The sequence below is a fragment of the Nocardia exalbida NBRC 100660 genome (genome assembly GCF_000308575.1).
Taxonomy (GTDB): Bacteria; Actinomycetota; Actinomycetes; order Mycobacteriales; family Mycobacteriaceae; genus Nocardia; species Nocardia exalbida.
Genome location: NZ_BAFZ01000089.1, coordinates 260,246 through 282,357 on the forward strand (window position 1 = coordinate 260,246; position 22,112 = coordinate 282,357).

Genomic DNA, 22,112 nt, shown 5'->3' on the forward strand with positions numbered 1-22,112 from the left:
GACAGCCGCTCCTTTGTGTTAACAAATGTAAAGCACTGGAGAACCGGCCGTTTCCAAAGCATCACCGACGCGGGCCCGCGTGAACCCCTCCGCTCCGATTCCCTCCAGTTCAGAGCGGGTTCGCCCTGGTCGACCCACCGGACCACCCCGGGAAGCCGCGCACTACCGTGACCGGGAGGTTGCGCCGGTCTCACAACTCACCACGCTCTCGAATGGGCTGTGAGAAAGAGGTTTGGCCAGCCGTGCGTGCCTCTTTACAGTCGGAACATCCACCCGATCGCACAGCTCGAAGGGGACGTCGTGGTTAATTCCCGCACCCAGGGTCACGCACCCTCCGCCCCGGCCGCCGACGCCGGGGACGCGCTCTTGCGGCTGGGGAAGTACTTCCACCGGGGCGAGGTGTCGTCCGATCAGCGGACGCTGCACAAGGTCGGCGGGCGCAGTGCCGACGAGTTCTACCGCGATCGCTGGTCCCACGACAAGGTGGTGCGCTCCACGCACGGCGTGAACTGCACCGGCTCGTGCTCGTGGAAGATCTACGTGAAAGACGGTGTGATCACCTGGGAGTCGCAGCAGACCGACTACCCGTCGGTGGGCGCCGACAAGCCGGAGTACGAGCCGCGCGGCTGTCCCCGCGGTGCGTCGTTCTCCTGGTACACCTACTCGCCCGCCCGGGTGCGCTACCCCTACGTGCGCGGCACATTGCTCGAGCTGTACCGGGAAGCCAAGTCCCGGCTCAAGGATCCGGTGCTGGCCTGGGCCGACATCGTCGAAGACCCGGAGAAGGCGCGCAGCTACAAGGCCGCCAGGGGCAAGGGCGGATTCGTGCGCGCCGAGTGGTGGGAGGCGGCCGAGATCGCCGCCGCCGCACACGTCTACACGATCAAGCAGTACGGCCCGGACCGGGTGGCCGGGTTCTCGCCGATTCCGGCCATGTCCATGGTCAGCCACGCCGTCGGCGCCCGGTTCATCTCGCTGCTCGGCGGCTCCATGCTGTCGTTCTACGACTGGTACGCCGACCTGCCGGTGGCCTCGCCGCAGGTGTTCGGCGACCAGACCGACGTGCCCGAGTCGGCGGACTGGTTCGACGCCGGTTACCTCATCATGTGGGGCTCGAACGTGCCGGTCACCCGGACACCGGACGCGCACTACATGACCGAGGCCCGCTACCGGGGCCAGAAGGTGGTCGTGGTCTCCCCCGACTACGCCGACAACACCAAGTTCGCCGACGAGTGGGTGCCCGCGCGCCCCGGCACCGACGCGGCCCTCGCCATGGCGATGGGTCACGTGGTGCTGAAGGAGTTCTTCGTCGAGAAGACCACGCCGCGCTTCCTCGACTACATCAAGCGCTTCACCGACCTGCCGTTCCTCATCACCCTCGACGAGCGGGACGGGGCCTACGTCCCCGGCAAGTTCCTCACCGCCGCCGACCTGGGCCGCACCGGCGAGGGCGTGCAGTTCCAGACGGTGCTGCTGGACGCGCAGGCGCAGCCGGTGGTGCCGAACGGCTCGCTCGGCCATCGTTTCGGCGACGAGGGTGCCGGGCGCTGGAACCTCGATCTCGGGGACGTCGATCCCCTCCTGAGTCTGTACGGCCGCACCGACGACGTTGCGGCTGTACGGATTCCCCGCTTCGACAGCGACACTCCCGGCGTGCTCACCCGCGGCGTGCCGACCACGACCGTCGCGGGCAGGCGCGTCACCACGGTCTTCGACCTGCTGCTCGCGCAATACGGCGTCGGCCGCGACGGTCTGCCCGGCACGTGGCCCCGCGGCTACGACGACGCGGACGAGCCCTACACCCCGGCCTGGCAGGAAGCCATCACCGGAGTGCCCGCCGTGCAGGCCCAGCGCATCGCGCGCGAGTTCGCCGACAATGCCGAGCGTTCCGGCGGCCGCTCGATGATCCTGATGGGCGCGGGCACCAACCACTGGTTCCACTCCGACCAGATCTACCGCGCGTTCTTCACCCTGACCCTGCTGACCGGCTGCCAGGGCGTGAACGGCGGCGGCTGGGCGCATTACGTCGGGCAGGAGAAGTGCCGTCCGGTGACCGGATGGTCCACCCTGGCCTTCGGCCTGGACTGGCAGCGCCCGCCACGGCAGATGCAGGGCACGGTGTTCTGGTATCTGACCAACGACCAATGGCGCTACGACCCGTTCACCGCCGAGCCGTTCGCCTCCCCCCTGGGCACGGGCAAGTTCGCCGGCCGCACCGCCGCCGACAACATCGCCCTCGCCACCCGGCTGGGCTGGATGCCCAGCTATCCGACCTTCGACCGCAACCCGCTCGACCTGGTGGACGAGGCCGAGGCCGCGGGCAAGACCGCTCCCGAGCACGTGGTGGACGGGCTGAAGTCCGGCGACCTGCGGTTCGCCTGCGAGGACCCGGACGCGCCGGAGAACTTCCCACGGTGCCTGACCGTGTGGCGGGCGAACCTGCTCGGCTCCTCGGGCAAGGGCAACGAGTACTTCCAGCGTCATCTGCTGGGCGCCGACTCCAACCTGCAGACCACCGACGCCACCGGCGTGCGGCCGCAGGAGCTGACCTGGCGGGAGACCGCGGCCACCGGCAAGCTGGATCTGCTGTTGTCGCTGGACTTCCGGATGACAAGCACCACGCTGTTCTCCGACATCGTGCTGCCCGCCGCCACCTGGTACGAGAAGCACGACCTGTCCTCCACCGACATGCACCCGTTCGTGCACGCCTTCTCCCCGGCAATCTCGCCGCCCTGGGAGGCCAAGACCGACTTCGACGCCTTCCACCGGATCGCCCGCGGGTTCTCCTGGATGGCCGAGAAGCATCTCGGCAAGCGCAAGGACATCGTCGCGGTGCCGTTGCAGCACGACTCGCCGGACGCGACGGCGCAGGCGGGCGGTCGCGTGCTGGACTGGAAAGCCGGTGAGTGCGAACCGATTCCGGGCAAGACCATGCCGAAACTGGTCGTGGTCGAACGCGACTATCCGAAGCTGGCGGAGAAGATGGCCGCGCTCGGGCCGCTGATCGACACGCTGGGCGTCACCACCAAGGGCGTCACCACCTATCCCGACCAGGAGGTCGAGTACCTCGCCGGGGTGAACGGCACGGTCGTGTCCGGTGTGGCGCAGGGCCGCCCGTCGCTGGCCAAGGACACCCACGCGGCCGAGGCGATCCTCGCGTTGTCGGGCACCACGAACGGCCGTCTGGCCGTCGAGGGTTTCCACGCGCTGGAACGCCGCACCGGCACGAAGCTGGCCGACCTGGCCGCAGAGCACGAGGGCAAGCGGATCACCTTCGCCGACACCCAGGCCCGCCCCGTTCCGGTGATCACCTCGCCGGAGTGGTCGGGCAGTGAGACCGGCGGACGCCGCTACTCGCCGTTCACCATCAACACCGAGCGGCTCAAGCCCTGGCACACGCTCAGTGGGCGCCAGCACTTCTACCTCGATCACGACTGGATGATCGAGCTCGGCGAGCAGCTGCCGATCTTCCGCCCGCCGCTGGACATGACCGCCCTGTTCCACGAGCCCTCGATCGGTGACGTGGGCGACAAGGGTGTCACCGTGCGCTACCTCACCCCGCACTCGAAGTGGTCGATCCACTCCGCCTACCAGGACAACCTGCACATGCTGACGCTCTCGCGCGGCGGGCAGACGATCTGGATGTCCGATCGCGACGCGGCGAAGATCGGTGTGGCCGACAACGACTGGATCGAGGCGATCAACCGCAACGGCATCGTGGTGGCCCGCGCCATCGTCAGCCACCGGATGCCCGAGGGCACCGTGTTCATGTACCACGCGCAGGACCGCGCGGTGGACGTGCCGCGCATCGAGGGCATCGGCGAGGACACCAAGGGCCGGGGCAAGCGCGGCGGCATCCACAACGCGCTCACCCGCATCATGATCAAGCCCTCCCATCTCATCGGCGGCTACGCGCAGCAGTCCTTCGCGCTGAACTACCACGGCCCCACCGGAAATCAGCGCGACGAGGTCACGACGATCCGCAAACGGTCGCAGGAAGTGGAGTACTGACATGCGAGTCATGGCACAGCTGGCCATGGTGATGAACCTGGACAAGTGCATCGGCTGCCACACCTGCTCGGTCACCTGCAAGCAGGCCTGGACCAATCGCGGCGGCACCGAGTACGTCTGGTTCAACAACGTGGAGACCCGGCCCGGACAGGGCTATCCGCGGCAATACCAGGATCAGGAGAAGTGGAAGGGCGGCTGGACGCTGAACAAGCGCGGCAAGCTCACCCTGAAGTCCGGCTCCCGGCTGAAGCGGCTGCTGAACATCTTCGCCAACCCGGATCTGCCCACGGTCGAGGACTACTACGAGCCGTGGAGCTACGACTACGACAACCTGCTGTCCTCGCCGCCGATCGACACCACGCCGGTGGCGCGGCCCAAATCGCTGATCACCGGCGAGGACACGAAGGTCACCTGGGGCGCCAACTGGGACGACGACCTCGGCTCGGGTCCCGAGCAGGTCGGCAAGGACCCGCTGCTGGCGAAGCTGTCCGATCAGGTGAAACTGGAGTTCGAAGAGACCTTCATGTTCTACCTGCCGCGGATCTGCGAGCACTGCCTCAATCCGTCGTGCGCGGCGTCGTGCCCCTCCGGCGCGATCTACAAGCGCGCCGAGGACGGCATCGTGCTGGTGGACCAGGACAAGTGCCGCGGCTGGCGGCAGTGCGTGTCCGGCTGCCCGTACAAGAAGATCTACTTCAACCACAAGACGGGCAAGGCGGAGAAGTGCACCTTCTGCTACCCGCGTGTGGAGGTCGGCATCCCGACGGTGTGCTCGGAGACCTGCGTCGGGCGATTGCGCTACATCGGCGTGATGCTCTACGACGCCGACGCCGTGCTGGAGGCCGCGTCGGTCACCGAGGACGCCGATCTCTACCCGTCCCAGCTCGGTGTGTTCCTCAATCCCCATGATCCGCGCGTGATCGCCGAGGCCGAGCGCGCCGGGATCTCGCCGGAATGGATTCAGGCCGCCCAGGATTCGCCGGTCTACAAGCTGATCGTGGACTACCAGATCGCGCTGCCGCTGCATCCGGAGTACCGCACCATGCCGATGGTCTGGTACGTGCCGCCGCTGTCGCCGGTGGTGGACGTGCTCACCGAGACCGGGCACGACGGCGAGAACGCGTCGAACCTGTTCGGCGCCATCGACGCGCTGCGCATTCCGGTGGAGTACCTGGCCGAGCTGTTCACCGCGGGTGACGTGGGCCCGGTGCGCGCGTCGTTGCAGCGCCTGGCGGCGATGCGTTCGTTCATGCGGTCGGTGAACCTCGGGGAGGAGCCCGATCCCTCGATCGCGCCGTCGGTGCGGCTGGAGCCGGAGGAGATCGAGGCGATGTACCGGCTGCTGGCCATCGCCAAGTACGAGCATCGCTACGTCATCCCGACCGGCGCGGGAGCCCGCGCGCACGAATTGGATTCGCTCGCCACCGGATGCAGCCTGGACACCGACGGCGGGCCGGGCATGACGGCGTTCGACCAGATGGTGGAGAAGTTCCACCTCACCGACTCCAACGGCGCCGCGCCGCAGGAGAAGTCGTCCCGGATCAATCTGCTGAACTGGGACGGGAAGAGCACCGACGGTTTGCTGCCGAGCAACGGCGCCGTCGACGGCAACGGGCACGCGAACGGCCACACCAACGGCAGCGGCTCCGGCAACGGGCACGCCGACGGCGCGAGCAACGCCGCCGGTGATCGGGCCTCGACTCCGACCGGAGCGGGGCGATGAGCCTGCTGAAACTGCGGCGCCGCCCGGAACCGGCGGTCGAACTGGCCCAGCGCGACCGTCAGTTGGTCTGGCGGATCGCCGCGCTGCTGCTGGACTACCCGGGCGAGCAGACGCTGGCCATGGTCGACCAGTTGGCGACGGCCGCGACCGCCCTACCGGACGAAGTGCGCGCCCACCTGGACGAATGCCTCGACTACCTGCGGACGACTCCGCCGCTGGAACTCGCCGCGGACTACGTCGCGACCTTCGACATGCGCCGCCGCGCCAGCCTGCACCTGACCTTCTACGCCTACGGCGACACCCGAAAGCGCGGGATGGCGCTGCTGCGGTTCAAGCACGCCTACCGGCACGCCGGTGTCGAACTCGGTGACGAAGAGCTGCCCGACCACCTGCCCGTGCTGCTGGAGTTCGCCGCCACCGTCGATCCGATCGGCGGCGAACGGCTGCTCGGCGAGCACGTTCCGGTGCTGGAGCTGCTGCGGCTTTCGCTGTCGGACAACGGCTCCCCTTATGCCGGAGTGCTCGCGGCGATCGGGGCCACGCTGCCGCCGCCGACCACCGCGGATCGCAGGCGCATCGCCGAACTCGCCGCCCAGGGGCCGCCCGAAGAGGAAGTCGGATTGGAACCCTTCGCGATGGACCCCTCCCTGTTCGACGGATCGGAAGGCCGACGATGAACGCAACGCCGCACCTGCCGATCGCGCTGTGGCTGATCCTGCCGTACATCGCGTTCACCTCGTTCGTGCTCGGGCACCTGTGGCGCTACCGCAACGACCAGTTCGGCTGGACCACGCGCTCTTCACAGATCTACGAGAGCCGCCTGCTGCGCCTGGGCAGCCCGCTGTTCCACTTCGGCATGCTCGGGGTGTTCGGCGGTCACGTGCTCGGCGTGCTGATCCCGGAATCGTGGACCTCGGCCGTGGGGATCTCCGAGCACCTCTACCACGTGATCGCCGTCGCGGCGGGCTCGGCGGCCGGTCTCGCCGTGCTGGCGGGCGTGGGCATCCTGCTCTACCGGCGTTTCACGGTGCCCGCCGTCCGCAAGGCGACGACCGGCAACGACAAGCTGATGTACGCGCTGCTGGCCGCCGCGCTGGTGACCGGACTGCTCAACACGTGGGGCAGCAATCTGCTGTGGGGCACCTACAACTACCGCGAAACGGTCTCGCCCTGGTTCCGCAGCCTGTTCACCCTCGCCCCTGAGCCCGAACTCATGGTGGACACGCCGTGGACCTTCCAGCTGCACGGTTTGGTCGTGCTCGCGCTGATCGGGCTGTGGCCCTACACCCGGTTGGTGCACATGTTCAGTGCGCCCGTCGGCTACTTGATGCGGCCGTACGTGATCTACCGCAGCAAGGAATACGACGCTCCCGACAAGCGGCGTTACGCCCGGGCGTGGGACGCGCCCGTCACTCCCGAACGCTGGCGTTAGAGACGCCGCGCATGAAGACCCCGTCCGGACAATGGCGTTCGAGCGGGGTCTTCCGCGTCGGCGGGCGTCGCGGCGGCACTCGACCGGTCGGCGGTGCGGTCTCCCGAAGGGTCAGGCGTTGTCGTAGGCGTCTTGCAGCACCTCGACGTCGAGCTTGGACATCGACCGCAGGGCGGTGCCGACGGCGATGGTCTTGGCGGGATCCTCGCCGCCCATCAGCTTCGGCAGCGCGGCGGGCACGACCTGCCAGGACAGGCCGTAGCGGTCGGTCAACCAGCCGCACGGCCCGGGCTCGCCGCCGTCGGCGGTGAGGGCGTCCCACAGGCGATCGATCTCGTCCTGAGTGTCCACGACCACCTGCAGTGACGCGGCATCGGTGAGCGGGTGGTCCGGCCCGCCGTTCATCAGCGTGACCGGGTGACCGTCGAGATCCAGCGAGACGATGAACGCCGACCCATCGGAGTTGCGGGATGCCTCGACCACCCGCGAGTTCGGAATCACCGAGACGTACAAGGCGGCGGCTTCCTCGGCGGCGTTGTCGAACCAGAAGAAGGTGTTGACGGACATGATGTGCTCCTGCGCTGTGGTGTGACTGGCTGTCACCTACCGGTCGGAGCCACCCGTCCGTCTTCGACATAGTTCGCGAAGTTTCTCGAAATATTCTTCCGGGAGCGTCGCACACTCTGGGCCAGGTGATCGCTGGGAGAGCTTCGATAGCCCTCTACTTCGCAGCTTTTCGCAGGCAGAACCATCGACCCATCGGGGTAACCAGGCATACGCTGAAGTTTGGCCGCTGCGATGTGGTCTATCCCACTTTCGGGGACTCGAGTCTCAGCGCCCCGGCTCCGGCGGTGCAGTGGCCGTCGAGGCGAGCAAGCAGTGAGCAATGAAGGGTGGAGGAAGAATCGCGTTAGGGGTGGGCATCGGGTACTTCCTGGGCCGCACGCGCAAGATGCGCTTCGCGTTGTCGCTGGCGGGCGCCGCGATGGCCAAGCGATCCGGAGGAACGACCGGCGACCTGCTCGAGCGCGGGACGTCGCTGCTCAAATCGTCGCCCGAGCTGTCCAAGATCACCGACACCGTGCGCGGCGAGTTGCTCGGCGCGGCGCGGTCCGCCGCGGTCACCGCGGCGAGCAACCGGCTCGATGCGCTGAACACCCGGTTGCAGCAGGGTTCGACGCTGCTCGCGGACGAGGATCGAGGCGGCTCCCGGGAGACGGATTCCGGCGAGGACGAGTACGACGACGAACAAGCGTCCGCCGAGGACGAGGAGCAGACGTCCTCCGATGAGGATCAGGATCAGGATCTCGAGGACGAGTACGAGGAAGACGAGGACGACACCGAGCGGCCCGCGGACGAGGACGACGCCGAGCGGCCCGCCGCGCGGCCGCGCGCTCGCCGGTCGGGCGCCTCCGCCAAGCGCGGAGCGGGCTCCCGGACCGCGGACCGTTCGTCCGGCTCCGCGGACCGCAAGCCGACCGGAACCCGTGGACGCCGTAGTCGCTCCGATGCCGACGACGCGCCGCCCGTGCGTCGCACGAGGAGATGAGCCCGATGGCGAAGACGTTGCGCGACGCGACAGCCGGAGTCGGCAAACTGGCCACCGACACGGCGGGCAGGGCCACCAAAACCGCGACCCGAGCGGGTTCGACCGCCAAGAAAGCGGGATCGAGCGCAGGGAAGAAGGCCCCACCGGCCAAGCCGACCGGCCTTCTGCAGGAGTCGATGCAGAACCTCGCCGGGACCCTGGCCGACCGGGCGGTGTCCGGGCTGACGAACAAGGTGTCGCAGACCGCGGGCCGGTTGACCGAGTACGCCGAAGGCGGTAGCGGCAATCTGCTGTCGGCGGTGACCGGCGTGGAGAAGCTCGCCGGCGGCGCCTCGCCGTTGCAGGCGGCCATGAGCATGGGCAAGAGCAAGATCGGTCACACGCTGCGCCAAGGGTTCGAGTCGGCGAAGGAGTCGCTGACCGGCGGCAAGGGCAAAGGTGGCGGCAAGAAGATCAAGCTGACCAATATCGTCGAGCACATCGACGTCGGCGTTCCCCTCGACCTGGCCTACGACCAGTGGACCCAGTTCGCGGACTTCCCGAAGTTCACCAAGAAGCTCGAGCAAGTCGAGCAGATGGCCGACGAGAAGCTCAGCTGGACCGGCAAAGTGTTCTGGTCCAGGCGCACCTGGGAATCCACGATTCTCGAGCAGGTGCCGTTCGAGCGGATCGTCTGGCGTTCCAAGGGCCCCAAGGGCTACATCGATGGCGCGGTCACCTTCCACGAGATCACGCCGGGCTATACCCGCATCCTCGTGGTGCTGGAATACCACCCCAAAGGGTTTTTCGAGAAGACCGCCAACATGTGGCGCGCGGCCGGTCGCCGATGCCGCTTGGAACTCAAGCACTTTCAGCGGCACGTCATGACCGAGGCCGTGTTGCATCCCGACGACATCGTCGGCTGGCACGGCGAGATCCGCGACAGCGAGGTCGTCAAGGACGACGAGACCGCACGACGCGAGGAGGAAGAGAACACCGAGGAAGACCGAGCGGACGACGAGGCGTCCGCTGACGAAGAACCGGACGAAGAGCCCGACGAGGAGCCCGACGAGGAGCCCGACGAAGAAGACGAGACCGACGAGCAAGAATCCGACGAGCGAGACGAGAGCGAGGACGAGGAGGAGGACGAATCCGAGCCGCCCCGCCGTCGCCCGGCCGCTCGCCGCACCACCGTGACCCGCCGGTCGCGCGAGAGGCGAGGAGCACACACATGACCATCGAACCCGCAGGCGGAGGCGGCGGAGGCGGAGGCGGAGCAGGCACGATGGCGCGCCCCAACTCCTCCAGCCTGGCCGACGTGATCGACACGATCCTCGACAAAGGCCTGGTCATCGACGCGTTCGCACGCGTGTCGCTGGTCGGCATCGAATTGGTGACCATCGACGCCCGCGTCGTGGTGGCCAGTGTCGACACCTATCTGCGTTTCGCCGAGGCCGTCAACCGGCTGGAGATCTCCACCAGCGAACCGAAGGGGATCACCGACATCGTCGGCGACGTCACCCAGGGCGCGGCGAAGCACAAGACGAGCGGCGCGCTCGAGGCGGCCGGCGAGAAGGTCATGGACTTTCTCGGCGACGTACAGGACAAGCGTCAGACGGCGAGCCGGCCCAGGCGCAAGGAGGATTGATGACTACCGCTCGAGCCGCCGTGTATGTCTACGGCATCGTGCCCGCCGATGTGGAGCCCGAGCCGCATGCCACCGGCGTCGGCGATCCTCCTGGCGAGGTCGGGGTGGTGCGCCACGGCGAGATCGCCGCGCTGATCAGCACGCTCGAATCCGATCGGCCGCTGGGCACACCCGATGACCTCACCACGCACGCCGAGCTGCTGGACGGCTCGGCGGCCGTGGCCCCGGTGCTGCCGCTGCGGTTCGGCGCGGTCATGACCGACACCGAGGCGGTGGAGAACGAATTGCTCGAGGCGAACGAGGAAGAATTCCGCTCCGCGCTGGAGCAACTCGAGGGCCGTGCGCAGTTCGTGGTCAGAGGGCGCTACGTCGAGAACACCATCTTGCGCGAACTCCTCGACGAGAACGCCGAGGCCGCCCGGCTGCGCGAGGAGATCCGCGACAAACCCGAGGATGCCACCCGCAATGCCCGGATCGCGCTGGGCGAGCTGATCAATCAGTCCATCGAGGCCAAGCGAGCCGAGGACACCCGCAAGGTGGTCGCCGAACTCGAGCAGTTCGAGCCACTCGTCAACCAGCGGGATCCCACCCATGAGGAAGAGGCCGTCCACATCGCGGTGCTGGTGGAGCTGGCCCGGCAGGAAGAGCTGGAGGAAACGCTGCGCCGGCTCGGCGAGGAGTGGGACGGCCGCGTGGAGCTGAACCTGCTCGGTCCGATGGCGGCCTACGACTTCGTCACCAAGCGCACACCCGAGGGGTGAGACATGGGTCTGCTGTCGACGATCTTGTCATTGCCCGTCGCGCCGGTCCGCGGCGTCATCTGGTTGGGCGAAGTGATCCAGGACCAGGTGGACCAGAAGATGCACGACCCCGCCACCATGCGGCGGGAACTCGAGGAGATCGATGCGGCCGCGGCTGCCGGTCAGCTGTCCGAAGAAGAGCGGAAACAAGCGCAGCAGGCGGTCCTGGATCGCATGACCGGTCGGCAAGCGTGATCGCGATCGACCGGAAGGAGTGACTCGCGTGGCACGCAAGACCACTTCCGAAGACTCCGAAGACGTGCACTCGGCTTCCGACGAACCACCTCCCCTCACCACGGCTCAGGCGGTCGCGGTGGCGGTGGAACTCTTCGTGGAACTGACCTCGAAACAGGTGCAGGGCGTCACCTCGATGGAACCGACCGAGGACGGCTGGCAGGTGGAGATCGAAGTGCTCGAGGACCGCCGCATCCCCTCGTCGGCGGACATTCTCGCGCTCTACGAGGTCGAGATCGATCTCGACGGGAACCTGCTGGCCTACCGCCGGACCAGACGCTACGCCCGCGGCAGCACCGATATCGGAAGGGCTCGGCAATGACGGTGGTCGGCGGCGGATCGTCCGCACCGCAGCCGTACGGAGGCGGCGGCCATTCGTCGACGAACCTCGCCGACATCCTCGAGCGGGTGCTCGACAAGGGCCTCGTGATCGCGGGCGACATCCAGGTGAACCTGCTCGACATCGAACTGCTCACGATCAAACTGCGATTGGTGATCGCGTCCTTGGAGACGGCCAAGTCGGTGGGCATCGACTGGTGGGAGACCGATCCCTGGCTCAACAGCAAGGCCCACACGCTGGAACGGCAGGATCACGATCTCGAACTCGAGAATCGGGAGCTGCGCGACCGAATCGCCGAGCTGGAGGCCGCGAACCGACAACGTCAACCGATCGAGCGCCGCCGCGAGCCGAGAGAAGACCGGTCGTGACCGAGGGGCTCTGCGTCTGGCTGTACGCGGTGACGTCCAGCCTCGACGGCGCGGGGGAAGCGGTCGAGCTGACCGGCGTCGCGGGAGAGCCGGTGCGCTCCGTGGTCTCGGACGATCTGGCCGCGGTCGTCGGCTCGGTGCCGCTGAACGTGTTCGGGGAACAGCCGCTCCGGCGGAATCTGGAGGATCTCGACTGGCTGGAGGGGACGGCCAGGGCGCACGATGCCGTCGTGGCGGCCTTGGTGCGCCGCGGTCCCACCGTCCCGCTCCGACTGGCCACGGTCTTCCACGACGACGACCGGGTGCGCGACCTGCTCGCTGAGCGGCGGGCGGACTTCGCCGCGGCGCTGGCGCTGGTGAGCGGCCGCACCGAGTGGGGCGTGAAAGCGTACGGCGATCGCGCGGCACTCACCGCCGCCGTGGCCGAGGCCCGCGCCGGAGGCGAAGGCGGCGCGAGCGGCGCGGGCGCGGCATACCTGGCCCGACGCCGTGCGCAACTGTCCGCACAGGAAACCGTGGAGCGCGACGCGGCGGAGCGCGCCGAGGAGATCCACACCCGCCTGGTGCGCCAGGCCGCGGCGGGACGACGTCAAGCGCTGACCGATCCGGCACTGAGTGGCCGCCGGGACTGGATGGTGCTCAACGGGACCTACCTCGTGGACGACGATCGCACCGACGACTTCGCCGCGACCGTCACCGCGCTGAGCGCCGAGTTCCCCGGCATACGCCTCGAGATCACCGGCCCGTGGCCGCCGTACTCGTTCGCGGGCGTGGAACGAGAGCCGGCATGAGCCGGGTCGCCCGGCGGGTCGACGACGAGCGCCGTGTCGCGCTGGTCGACCTGCTGGATCGGGTACTCGCCGGCGGCGTGGTGATCACCGGCGATATCAAGCTCGCCATCGCGGACGTCGACTTGGTCCAGATCTCGCTGCGGGCTCTCATCTCCTCGATCAGCACCCTGTCCGCGCCACTCGGGCCCGCGACGCGCGACGCCATGGAACCACCCGGCGATGACTGAATTCGGCGGCATCCCACCGCGTATCGACACCGAACCCGAATCCGTCGAGCGCGGGTTGGTGAGCCTCGTCCTCACCTTGGTGGAGCTGCTCCGGCAGCTCATGGAGCGCCAAGCCATCCGCCGCGTCGACGCGGGCGACCTCACCGATACCCAGATCGAGCGCATCGGCACCACCCTCATGCTGCTCGAACAACGCATGGAAGAACTCCGCGACCACTTCGGCCTCACCCCCGAAGACCTCAACATCGACCTGGGCCCCCTCGGCACCCTCCTCCCGCGCGACACACCCTGACTGCTGGTGCGTGTCATCGTTTCGACAGCACGGCGACAGCGTCTCGAGATCACAGCCGCGCCGGGCCACTCGGCGACCTCCGGCCCCGGTGACGGGCTCGCCTCCGCCTCGAGTCGAGGGCGCGGTCCGCGTGCGGCAGGATTGTGGTCACCATGACCGGCAACGATGATCTCTCTCCCGGCGGCCGCCGGTCGCACATCGCCCGCCTCGCGCTGTTCGGCGCGGTCCTGCTCGTGATGTTCTATCTCGTTGCCGTCGCGCGGGTGATCGATGTCGAGGGTGTGCGCGGCGTGGTCGCGGAGACGGGGCCTGCGGCACCGTTCGCGTACGTGATGGTCTCGGCTGTCCTCGGTGCCGTCTTCGTTCCCGGGCCGCTGCTGGCCGCCGGGAGCGGCCTACTGTTCGGGCCGCTGGTGGGGACGTTCGTGACGCTGGGCTCGGCGGTGGGCACGGCGCTCATCACCAGCTTCCTCGGGCGGCGGGCAGGGCGCGGGAGTGCGCGCGGGCTGCTCGGCGCCGAGCGCGCCGAGCGCATCGACGCCCGGATCGAGCGGCGCGGCTTGTGGGCCGTGGTCGACCAGCGCTTCCTTCCGGGGATCTCCGACGCGCTGGCGTCGTACGTCTTCGGCGCGTTCGGCATCCCGTTGTGGCAGATGGCGGTCGGCGCGTTCATCGGATCGGCGCCGCGAGCCTTCGTCTACACCGCGCTCGGCGCCTCGATCGGTGACCTGTCGGCCCCCCTGGCCTACACCGCGATCGCGGTGTGGTGTGCCACCGCGATCATCGGCGCTTTCGCCGCCCATCGCGGATATCGGAGCTGGCGCGGCCGGGGTGCGCGTCACGAGGCCGAACCGGTGCTCGACCGCGACCAGGAGCCGGGCAGCTGAACTCCGTGTAGGTGGGAGACCAGGCGATTGCGCCGTCTTCGATCAGCAATCACCACGGCTCGGTTCCCGCATCCTGGCGGGTGCTCGCCCAGGGGTATTTACTGAGAGGAACGGCCGAGTTCGCAGAGGCCGGCCGACGGCTCTTCGAGGTATGTATGCCGGTATGGCGACTACGCGAGTTCCGTGACGATGATCTGGATCAGGCGATCCGGATCTGGGAGCAGAGCCGTGTGCCTACGACGGACGAGCCGGTCTTCGCGCTGGCGGAGGTGACGGCGGCCGCGCGAGCGGGGCAGCCGGCGGTGGTGGCCGAGGTCGGTGGCGAGATGGTCGGGATGGCGGTCGCCCAGATCCATGGCGAGCGGGCCTGGGTCCTGCTCGTGGCGCTGGCGGCGCGGTGGCGGGGTCGCGGGATCGGCAGCGCGCTGCTGGCCGAACTGGAACGGCGGCTGCGCTCGAATGGCGTGCGACGGATCTGCACCCTCGTTCCCGAGGGCGCCACGGGGTCGGTGGCGTTCGAGAATTCCGGATACGCGCGCCGGGCGGGCCTCGTCTACTACGAGCTGCTGGAGCCGTTGGCCCCCGCCCAGTCCACCCTGCTGACCGAACTGGGCGGGCGGCTGCTCCCGCGGGGACTGTGGCAGTCGATGGCCGGGATGGACCGGGAAAAGGAGATCATCGAACGCAGGGTCGTGTTGCCCTTGGCGAATCCCGATGTGGCCGAGCAGTATCGGGTTCTGCCGCCCAAGAGTGTCATCCTCTTCGGGCCACCGGGGACCGGCAAGACCAGCTTCGCGAAAGCGGTCGCTTCCCGCCTCTGTTGGCCGTTCGTCGAACTGTTTCCCTCCCGGTTGGCCGCGGCGGCGACCGGAGGGCTCGCGGCCTCGCTGCGTGAGGTTTTCGCCGACCTGGCCGAGCTCGACGAGCTGTTGCTGTTCATCGATGAGGTGGAGGAGATCGCGGGCACACGTTCGGGTACGGCGACGAGCCCGGCGCACGGGGTCACCAACGAGCTGCTCAAGCTCATTCCGACGTTCCGGGAGAACTACAGTCGCCTGCTGATCTGCGCGACGAACTCGGTGCGCGCGCTGGACCCGGCATTCCTGCGACCCGGTCGATTCGACTACGTGATCCCGATCGGCCCGCCCGACGCACCCGCGCGGAAGGCGATCTGGCGACGCTATCTCGGCCCCGCCGCCGAGACTGTCGACCTCGAGCGGTTGGTGTGCGCCACAGCGAAATTCACCCCCGCCGACATCGAGTACGCGGCCCGCGCCGGCGCGCAGTCCGCGTTCGAACGCGCAATGCTCGACGACACGCGCGAACCCGCGACCACCGAGGACTTCCTCACCGCCGTAGCCCGCACCCGCCCGACCCTGACCCCCGGAATCCTGACCGCGTTCGAACAGGACCAAAAGGACTACACCCGACTGTGAGGGAATGCGCACAGCATCCGGTGGAGGCCGAACCCACCCGCAGCGCCTGCTTCTTACGCGCAGGATGGGGCGGGTGCGTCGATGAACAGCGGCTCGCCTGCCGGTGGGGCGTAGACGACGTCGAGGACGAGCGGTTCGCTGCCGCGGTTCAGACCGACGTGGACGTTCCATTCGCCCGCGGGCTCGTAGATGAATTCGCCGGTGCGATAGACCGGTGCGTCACACTCGGGACCGGGGTGGGTGAGCGTTCCGGATCGGACGAAGCCGAAGACCGGGCCGACATGGTAATGCCAGCCGGTGGAGCCGCCGGGGCCGATCGTGATCTCGCGGACGACCAGATCCGTGCCCGCGACGAACGGTAGGAGCCCGGCGGGAATCCGGGCCTCACCGAGGGTGACGGCGGTGATGTCGCTACCGGGCGTCGCGTCGGCCTGCGCCGCACTCGCCAGGGCGGCGGCGACTACCACCGGCACCACGGCGACGCGGAGAAAGAGCGTCATCCCCGCAGCCTAGTCACGGGGGTGTCGCGCCGGAACCTCGTTCGGTGACGATGCGGGATAATCGGAATCCTGCCGAGCGACACCGCTGTCGTGGCGAGTATCCACGACAAGATCACTGGATTACCGTAGGTACGTGGTCCGGACAGACGAAGAGGATTCGGCGGCGAAGATCATCGACGCCGTGTTGTCGATGCTCGAGTCGGACGGCTACGACGCGGTCCAGTTGCGGGCGGTCGCGCGGAACGCGCACGTCTCCCTCGCCACGGTCTACAAGCGGTACGCCACCCGTGACGATCTGATGCTCGCCGCGGTCGAGCGATGGATGGCGACCAATACCTACGCCACCCCGGCACCGCAGATCGAAGGCGAGACGCTTCGCGATGGCCTGATCCGGTTGTTGCGGTACGTGTTCGAACCCTGGGAACGAAATCCCCGGATGCTCGAAGCCTACTATCGCGCACGATTCGGTCCCGGCGGCCGGCGACTGGACGCCCAAGGTTTCAACGCCGTGCTGCCCGCCATCGCAGGCCTTTTCGCCGACGCCGACCCCGACTACACCGCGGACATCGCGCTCGTGCTGACCCATATGACCTACGCGCTGATCGGCCGCTTCGCGAACGCCGATCTCGACATCACCGAGATCCTGCCCGCCCTGGAGCGGACCGTCCTGAGGCTGACCGGGAACAACGAACCATCGGCAGCCGCCGCCGGGCGCGCGCGACCGGGTGCGCGGAGCTTCGCGTGGAGCGATTCGCTCGTCTCCCCGTTCACCCCCGATCTCCCCGCCGAGCCAGATCAGTCGCCGAACCCGCCGGACCAGCCACCGGCGTAGACCGAGCCGACCCGCGTCCGCGCCAGGCACGGCCTGCGCAGTTCGGTTCCGGCATGCGCCTATTTCGCACACGCCGAAGCCCGTTCGCGGAGTATTCCCGCCCGCGGTGCGGTGCGAGTTGCTCCGCGCGCCCGGCCGGTACAGCATCTGCGGTATGCCGTCCACACCGCTGAATCCAGCAGGCGACGTTCCCGACACCGGAATCCCCGGCCATCTCGCCGCTCACATGACCATGACCGAGCAGCACGAATGGCACCGCGCCTACCTGCGCCGTCATCCGGTGTCGCGGCGCAATATCCTGCGCGGCGCCGCGGCGGCCGCCGCCGTGGCCACGATCGGCACGGCGCCGTTCGGCAGGCGCGCCTACGCCGAGGATGCCCAGCTGGCGGTGGGCGGACGACGCGTCGCTTTCGGCCCGGAGGCGGCCGGCCAGTTGCGTTTCTCGGCGCAGCTGTCCCGGCGTCCGGCGGGCGCCACCGTCTACCTCGACCACGGACCGACGCCTGCATTGGGCGCCACGGTCGAAGCCGAAGTGCGCAACCTGCTCACCCAACTGCCCACCGACGACGGCGGCGTGCTCGCGGCCGAACAGTTCTACGTCCACGCCCCGGTGGACGGCCTGCCCGGCCGGGTGCCGCACTTCTACCGCTGGCGGACCTCCGACGGATTCGTCGGCGACATCCGCGCCGCCGCGCCCGCGATGCCCAGCGCACGCCCCGCGGTCCTTCCGTTCCGCTTCACCATGATGGGCGACCAGGGCACCGACGAGACCCCGGCGCTGCCCGAAGGCGTCGCTCCCGGTGACTACGACGACAAGTACTACAAGGCCGACAACGATCCGGCCGCGCCGCACGCGAGCAACGTGTTGCGCCAGATCGCCGCCGCGCGGCCCGATTTCCACATCCTCGCAGGCGACATCGCCTACGCCGATCCTTCCGGGGCGGGCAAGCCGGGACAGTTCGCCGCGCACGGAGCCCGACCGGCGAGCGGGTTCGACAAGTACAACCCCTACGTCTGGGACGTCTACTTCAACGCCATCGAGTCCAGCGCCGCCCAGACGCCGTGGATGTTCGCCACCGGCAATCACGACATGGAAGGCACCTACGGCGAGCACGGCTACGGCGGGCACCTGGCGCGCCTGGACTTCCCCGGCAACGGTCCGGCGGGCTGCCCGTCGGCGTACTCGTTCACCTACGGCAACGTCGCGGTGCTCTCGCTGGACGCCAACGACGTCTCCTACGAGATCCGCGCGAACAGCGGCTACTCCGGCGGCGCGCAGACGAGCTGGGTGGAGCGCACCCTGGCCGCCTACCGCACCGACCCCGACATCGACTTCATCGTCTGCTTCTTCCACCACTGCGCGTACTCGACCACCGAATCGCATGCCAGCGACGGCGGCGTGCGGGACGCGTGGGTAGGGCTGTTCGACCGATTCCAGGTGGATCTGGTGCTGCAAGGCCACAACCACGTCTACGAGCGCACCGATCCGATCCGCGGCGGCCAGGCGACGAAGGTCGCGGGCGACAACTCGATCGTCTACCCGGAGACCGACGGGACCGTCTACTACACCGTGGGCGGCGGCGGACGCCCGCGCTACGAATTCCAGCCGGGCTCACGAGAGACCTTCCGCGGCAACGAATTGCCCGACACCGGGGTGCCGAACAGCTACGTCTGGACGCCGGGTGGCGGCAAGCAGGACGAAGCCGCGCCATGGTCACGGGTCCGCTTCCGGAATTACTCGTTCCTGCGCGTCGACGTCCGGCCCGGCGTGTTCGCCAGCGAGATGGATGTGGTCGCGGTCGACGAGTACGGCCGCGAATTCGACCGCGTGCTGTTCCGGCGGCAGGTCCGGCCCTGAGCCGGGCCGGTTCTATTTCTTCTTCGGCGGGAGGGTCCGGGCGTAGGCGACGCCGCGCTCGACCCATTCCCGCAGGACTTCGTCGTCGTCGGTGGCGGTGACCCGCAACCAGCCGACCATCTCGCGACCGCCCATGACCATGGGCTGCACGGCGTCACCCAGGAGCCGCTCGCCCTCGTCGGGATCCACCCGCACGAGCAGACCGCCCTGCCTGCTGGCGGCGACCGCCATATTGCCACCGATCAAGAAGGCGAGTCCGCCGAACATCTTCCGCTCGGTGAGTTCGGGGCCGGGCACGATCAGTTCCCGGATCCGCTCGGCCAGTTCCTCGTCGTATGCCATAGCGGCATTGTTCACCGGCTATCCGACAAGTCGGCGTTCCGCCGGTCGAGAACGCCCGCGTGTCGTCTCCGGGACCCCGGCGCCGCGTAGGCGGCCGAGCACATCGATGACGCGGCATGCATCCGGCGACCGTGGCCGACACTGAAAATCACTGCACCACAGTCTTTTTGATCGGACCTCTAGGTATACGGCCGAGGTACGTACGTACACTCCCGAGCCGCCTGGTTGTCATTGGACGTTCAAGCGGATGTTTCCGTACCTGTCTGTAATACATGCGTGAGACGGGGCCACGCATTGTCATCGGCCTCAGCGCGCAATCCGTTCCACTTCTCGCAGTCGGCTGCGCCCCCACAGACGGGACGAAGGACTCTTCCGTGCACATCTGCCCCCCAGCGGTGCGATCACGCGCTGTCCGCCGTAGGTCGTCGAGGCGGCATCCGATTCCGTTCCCGGGTACGTTCCGCACGGCAGGGCGCGCACTGCGCGGCGGGGTGCCGAGCCGGTGGCCGCGTCTCGAAACAGGTCCTTGGCGGCGCCGGGCCGTCTGGACCGCCCTGATCATCTTCGCGCTCTTCGTCTTCCCCGGTTTCGTCGGCGCGCTGGCCGCCGCACAGGACGCGGCGGGCGGCACGGCCGGAACCTCCCAGATCGACGGCCTCAGCTGGATGAACATCCACGACTCGTCGGGTATCGCGCTGTCGGACTACCGGTTCGCCACCGGCGACGAAAGCCTGTTCAAGCCGCGCGCCACCATCCTGTGGGCCGTGCTGGGTTTCGAGTTCATCGGTTACATAGCCATCGTGACGACGGCGATCTGGTTGATCGGCTACGCGCTGAGCTTCCGGTGGCTGGACATGTTCAGTGCGGCCCTGCACGGCGTGGCCGACGCCATGACGGCACAGATCGCCACCCCGATCATGCTGGTCACCGCGGCGAGCATCGGCGCGGTCTGCGTGGGGTGGTTCATCGCGCGCGGCTACCACGCGAAGGCCACCATTCAGGTGGTGACGATGGTGGGCGTGGCGCTGCTGGGTCCGTTGTTCCTGGCCGAGCCGTTGGCCGACGTGCTGTCCTCGCACGGGTTGCTGGCGCAGGGCCGCGATCTCGGCATCTCGGTGGCGGCGGGCTTGAACGGCGACGCCGATCCGAATCCGACCCAGTTGGTGGCGACGATGCAGAGCGATCTCGCCGACAATTTCGCCCGGCAGCCGTTGCAGGTGTGGAATTTCGGCCATACGGTCGACCAGCGGCCCGCCTGCCGGTCGGCGTGGTCGGCCGGTGTGGCGGCAGGCGACGACGCCCGGGTGATCAGCGGCTTGAAGTCGTGCGGCGACGCCGCCGCGCACGCGAAGGCCGAGAACCCCTCCATGGGGCAGGTCGCCACCGGGCTCATGCTGCTGACCTGCGGCGGCATCCTGCTGGTCTTCGCGATGTACCTCGGGCTCAAGGTGATCAAGGCCGCGCTGGACACGATCTATCACGGGTTCATGTCGATATTCGGTTTCGCCGCAGGCGGATTCGTGTACGGCCCGACGCAGACCTTCCTGGTTCGCAATATCGTGGACAGCTTCGTCGCGGCGGCGCGCATGACGGCGTACACCATCTTTCTCGGGGTCTACATCCTGTTCATGGGCAACCTGTTCGCGCAGGCCCGCGGCCAGGTCATGGCGGTGATCATCATCGCGGGCACCGTCGAGATCGTCGCCGTGTTCCAGCTCAGACGCCTCAGCAGCGGCCTCAGCCGCGGCAACGACTGGATTGCCAACCGGTTCGGTCTCGCGATCCAGGGTCAGGGCAAGTCCGCGAGCGGCGGCAGCGGCACCGCCCTCGGCATGGGTGGTGGCGGCGCTGGAAAGTCCGCGCCCGGAATGGGTTTGGTGAGCACCCTCACCACGCTCAATGCCGTCAACTCCTCGCCGGTGACGGCATGGCTCGCCGGAGGACGGGTCAATCCGTTGAACCCGCTGTCGAGCACACGAAGGAGGATCGAACGCTCCACCAGGAGAATCCTGACCAGCCGCGAAGAGGGGTACGTCGAGCACCAGCTGGCCCGCACGAACTGGCGTGCCGTCGCGGTCGACGCGGCCGTGCCGATGGGGGGCATGCGCACCCAGCTGGGCGTCTCCCGTGCCCTGAAAGTGCTTCGGGACAACAAGGTTCCCGATTCACGGATCCATGCCGTTCTGCTCTCCTCCGGCGCCACCCACGAGCGGGTGACCCACGCGTTCACGGCGTACTCCGTCCAGGAATCGACGGCATCGCAGAATCCGTACAGCTTCGCACCGTTGCAGAAGGCGATCGCGGCGGCCTGGGCGGTGGACAACCATGTCGACCACGAAGCGCACGACGCCTTCGCCGCTCAGGCGGTCATCGCGGCGGACAGTTTCGTCCGGCACAGCAACGCACCGGCCCCCGGCGCTGCCATCGATCACGGATTCGTACAGCGGGTCGAGCAGAATTGGCATTCGGACCGGGCGCTGCGGGCGGCGATCACGCCGGACGAGTGGGACGGCGCGGGGCGTGACACCCGATGGGCGATCGGGCACCGAGTCGCGACCTTGCACCAGCAGGCGGCCCGTACTTACTACGAGAATCCGAACGACATCAACCGGGAAGCCTTGATGCGATCGGCCAGGCGCGTCGCCAACCTCGACCACCTGGATCCCGAGGGCGGACTCGACCCCTGGAATCCGTAGCGAACTCGCGCGTACCGGGTCGATCCGGCCCGGCCGCCGGGTCGTCCCGATCAGACGCCCAGCGCGCCCGCGAACAGCGGCCAGGACTCGTGCACGTCGTCCTGCCAATAGGTCCAGGCATGCGTGCCCGCGGGGCGGAGATTCGCCGTGAAGGGGATGCCGAGAGC

General features: G+C 68.3%; 22 protein-coding genes. 19 read left to right on the forward strand and 3 right to left on the reverse strand.

Features of this window, described 5'->3' with window-relative positions; all coding sequences use genetic code 11:
• The first annotated feature begins 300 nt into the window (after positions 1-300).
• Genes ON29_RS22050 through narI form a run of 4 tightly spaced genes read left to right on the forward strand, consistent with a single transcriptional unit; the run spans position 301 to position 7,166 of the window.
• Entirely contained in the window at positions 301-4,011 is a 3,711-nt protein-coding gene (locus ON29_RS22050) for a nitrate reductase subunit alpha (RefSeq protein WP_040869098.1), read from the forward strand.
• 10 nt (positions 4,012-4,021) lie between these two features.
• A complete protein-coding gene (narH, locus tag ON29_RS22055; protein WP_245549064.1) occupies positions 4,022-5,734 on the forward strand; it encodes a nitrate reductase subunit beta in 1,713 nt (570 codons plus the stop codon).
• Positions 5,731-6,411: a nitrate reductase molybdenum cofactor assembly chaperone gene (gene narJ, locus ON29_RS22060; RefSeq protein WP_040868986.1), complete on the forward strand. Its 681-nt coding sequence runs from the start codon at positions 5,731-5,733 to the stop codon at positions 6,409-6,411. Before narH ends, narJ begins: the two co-directional genes overlap by 4 nt.
• Complete coding sequence (narI, locus tag ON29_RS22065) at positions 6,408-7,166, forward strand: respiratory nitrate reductase subunit gamma (RefSeq protein WP_040868990.1); 759 nt, start codon at positions 6,408-6,410, stop codon at positions 7,164-7,166. The genes narJ and narI overlap by 4 nt, the downstream gene beginning before the upstream one ends.
• A 111-nt stretch (positions 7,167-7,277) precedes the next feature.
• Here the strand turns inward: narI and ON29_RS22070 are convergent, their stop codons facing one another.
• Positions 7,278-7,733 carry a VOC family protein gene (locus tag ON29_RS22070; protein ID WP_040869100.1) on the reverse strand — a complete coding sequence of 152 codons (456 nt, stop codon included), beginning with the start codon at positions 7,731-7,733 and terminating at the stop codon, positions 7,278-7,280.
• Positions 7,734-8,052: 319 nt separating this feature from the next.
• Between ON29_RS22070 and ON29_RS22075 the strand changes: the two genes are divergently transcribed.
• The 12 genes from ON29_RS22075 to ON29_RS22130 all read left to right on the forward strand — a co-directional run bounded on the left by ON29_RS22075 (position 8,053) and on the right by ON29_RS22130 (position 15,717).
• Positions 8,053-8,715, forward strand: coding sequence for a hypothetical protein (locus tag ON29_RS22075; protein WP_040868991.1), 663 nt, complete (start codon positions 8,053-8,055; stop codon positions 8,713-8,715).
• A gap of 5 nt (positions 8,716-8,720) precedes the next feature.
• On the forward strand, positions 8,721-9,929 hold the full coding sequence (locus ON29_RS22080) for an SRPBCC family protein (protein ID WP_040868992.1): 1,209 nt from the start codon (positions 8,721-8,723) through the stop codon (positions 9,927-9,929).
• Positions 9,926-10,342, forward strand: a complete 417-nt coding sequence (gvpJ, locus tag ON29_RS22085; RefSeq protein WP_157172854.1) for a gas vesicle protein GvpJ — start codon at positions 9,926-9,928, stop codon at positions 10,340-10,342. Before ON29_RS22080 ends, gvpJ (ON29_RS22085) begins: the two co-directional genes overlap by 4 nt.
• A complete protein-coding gene (locus ON29_RS22090) occupies positions 10,342-11,103 on the forward strand; it encodes a GvpL/GvpF family gas vesicle protein (RefSeq protein WP_051175456.1) in 762 nt (253 codons plus the stop codon). Before gvpJ (ON29_RS22085) ends, ON29_RS22090 begins: the two co-directional genes overlap by 1 nt.
• A 3-nt stretch (positions 11,104-11,106) precedes the next feature.
• Entirely contained in the window at positions 11,107-11,337 is a 231-nt protein-coding gene (locus tag ON29_RS22095; RefSeq protein ID WP_040868994.1) for a gas vesicle protein GvpG, read from the forward strand.
• 28 nt (positions 11,338-11,365) lie between these two features.
• Positions 11,366-11,698 (forward strand): gas vesicle protein GvpO, encoded by a 333-nt coding sequence (gene gvpO / locus ON29_RS22100; RefSeq protein ID WP_051175457.1) that lies wholly within the window; start codon positions 11,366-11,368, stop codon positions 11,696-11,698.
• Positions 11,695-12,084: a gas vesicle protein GvpJ gene (gene gvpJ / locus ON29_RS22105; RefSeq protein WP_040868995.1), complete on the forward strand. Its 390-nt coding sequence runs from the start codon at positions 11,695-11,697 to the stop codon at positions 12,082-12,084. The genes gvpO and gvpJ (ON29_RS22105) overlap by 4 nt, the downstream gene beginning before the upstream one ends.
• Complete coding sequence (locus ON29_RS22110) at positions 12,081-12,875, forward strand: GvpL/GvpF family gas vesicle protein (RefSeq protein WP_040868996.1); 795 nt, start codon at positions 12,081-12,083, stop codon at positions 12,873-12,875. The genes gvpJ (ON29_RS22105) and ON29_RS22110 overlap by 4 nt, the downstream gene beginning before the upstream one ends.
• Positions 12,872-13,102 carry a gas vesicle protein gene (locus ON29_RS22115; protein ID WP_040868998.1) on the forward strand — a complete coding sequence of 77 codons (231 nt, stop codon included), beginning with the start codon at positions 12,872-12,874 and terminating at the stop codon, positions 13,100-13,102. Before ON29_RS22110 ends, ON29_RS22115 begins: the two co-directional genes overlap by 4 nt.
• Positions 13,095-13,394 (forward strand): gas vesicle protein K, encoded by a 300-nt coding sequence (locus tag ON29_RS22120; protein WP_040869000.1) that lies wholly within the window; start codon positions 13,095-13,097, stop codon positions 13,392-13,394. The genes ON29_RS22115 and ON29_RS22120 overlap by 8 nt, the downstream gene beginning before the upstream one ends.
• A gap of 152 nt (positions 13,395-13,546) precedes the next feature.
• Positions 13,547-14,281, forward strand: a complete 735-nt coding sequence (locus tag ON29_RS22125) for a TVP38/TMEM64 family protein (protein ID WP_040869105.1) — start codon at positions 13,547-13,549, stop codon at positions 14,279-14,281.
• A 155-nt stretch (positions 14,282-14,436) separates the two neighbouring features.
• Positions 14,437-15,717: an ATP-binding protein gene (locus ON29_RS22130; protein ID WP_040869002.1), complete on the forward strand. Its 1,281-nt coding sequence runs from the start codon at positions 14,437-14,439 to the stop codon at positions 15,715-15,717.
• Positions 15,718-15,770: 53 nt separating this feature from the next.
• Here the strand turns inward: ON29_RS22130 and ON29_RS22135 are convergent, their stop codons facing one another.
• Positions 15,771-16,217: a cupin domain-containing protein gene (locus ON29_RS22135; RefSeq protein ID WP_040869003.1), complete on the reverse strand. Its 447-nt coding sequence runs from the start codon at positions 16,215-16,217 to the stop codon at positions 15,771-15,773.
• A 133-nt stretch (positions 16,218-16,350) separates the two neighbouring features.
• On the opposite strand from ON29_RS22135, the gene ON29_RS22140 reads away from it, so the two are divergent.
• Positions 16,351-17,049, forward strand: a complete 699-nt coding sequence (locus ON29_RS22140) for a TetR/AcrR family transcriptional regulator (protein WP_063825359.1) — start codon at positions 16,351-16,353, stop codon at positions 17,047-17,049.
• A gap of 154 nt (positions 17,050-17,203) precedes the next feature.
• The gene (locus ON29_RS22145; RefSeq protein WP_040869109.1) at positions 17,204-18,907 is read left to right on the forward strand and encodes a metallophosphoesterase; all 1,704 of its coding nucleotides are present in this window, start codon (positions 17,204-17,206) and stop codon (positions 18,905-18,907) included.
• 12 nt (positions 18,908-18,919) lie between these two features.
• Here the strand turns inward: ON29_RS22145 and ON29_RS22150 are convergent, their stop codons facing one another.
• Positions 18,920-19,249 (reverse strand): TfoX/Sxy family protein, encoded by a 330-nt coding sequence (locus ON29_RS22150; protein ID WP_040869004.1) that lies wholly within the window; start codon positions 19,247-19,249, stop codon positions 18,920-18,922.
• 491 nt (positions 19,250-19,740) lie between these two features.
• On the opposite strand from ON29_RS22150, the gene ON29_RS22155 reads away from it, so the two are divergent.
• Positions 19,741-21,945: a hypothetical protein gene (locus ON29_RS22155; protein ID WP_040869005.1), complete on the forward strand. Its 2,205-nt coding sequence runs from the start codon at positions 19,741-19,743 to the stop codon at positions 21,943-21,945.
• Positions 21,946-22,112 lie beyond the last annotated feature (167 nt).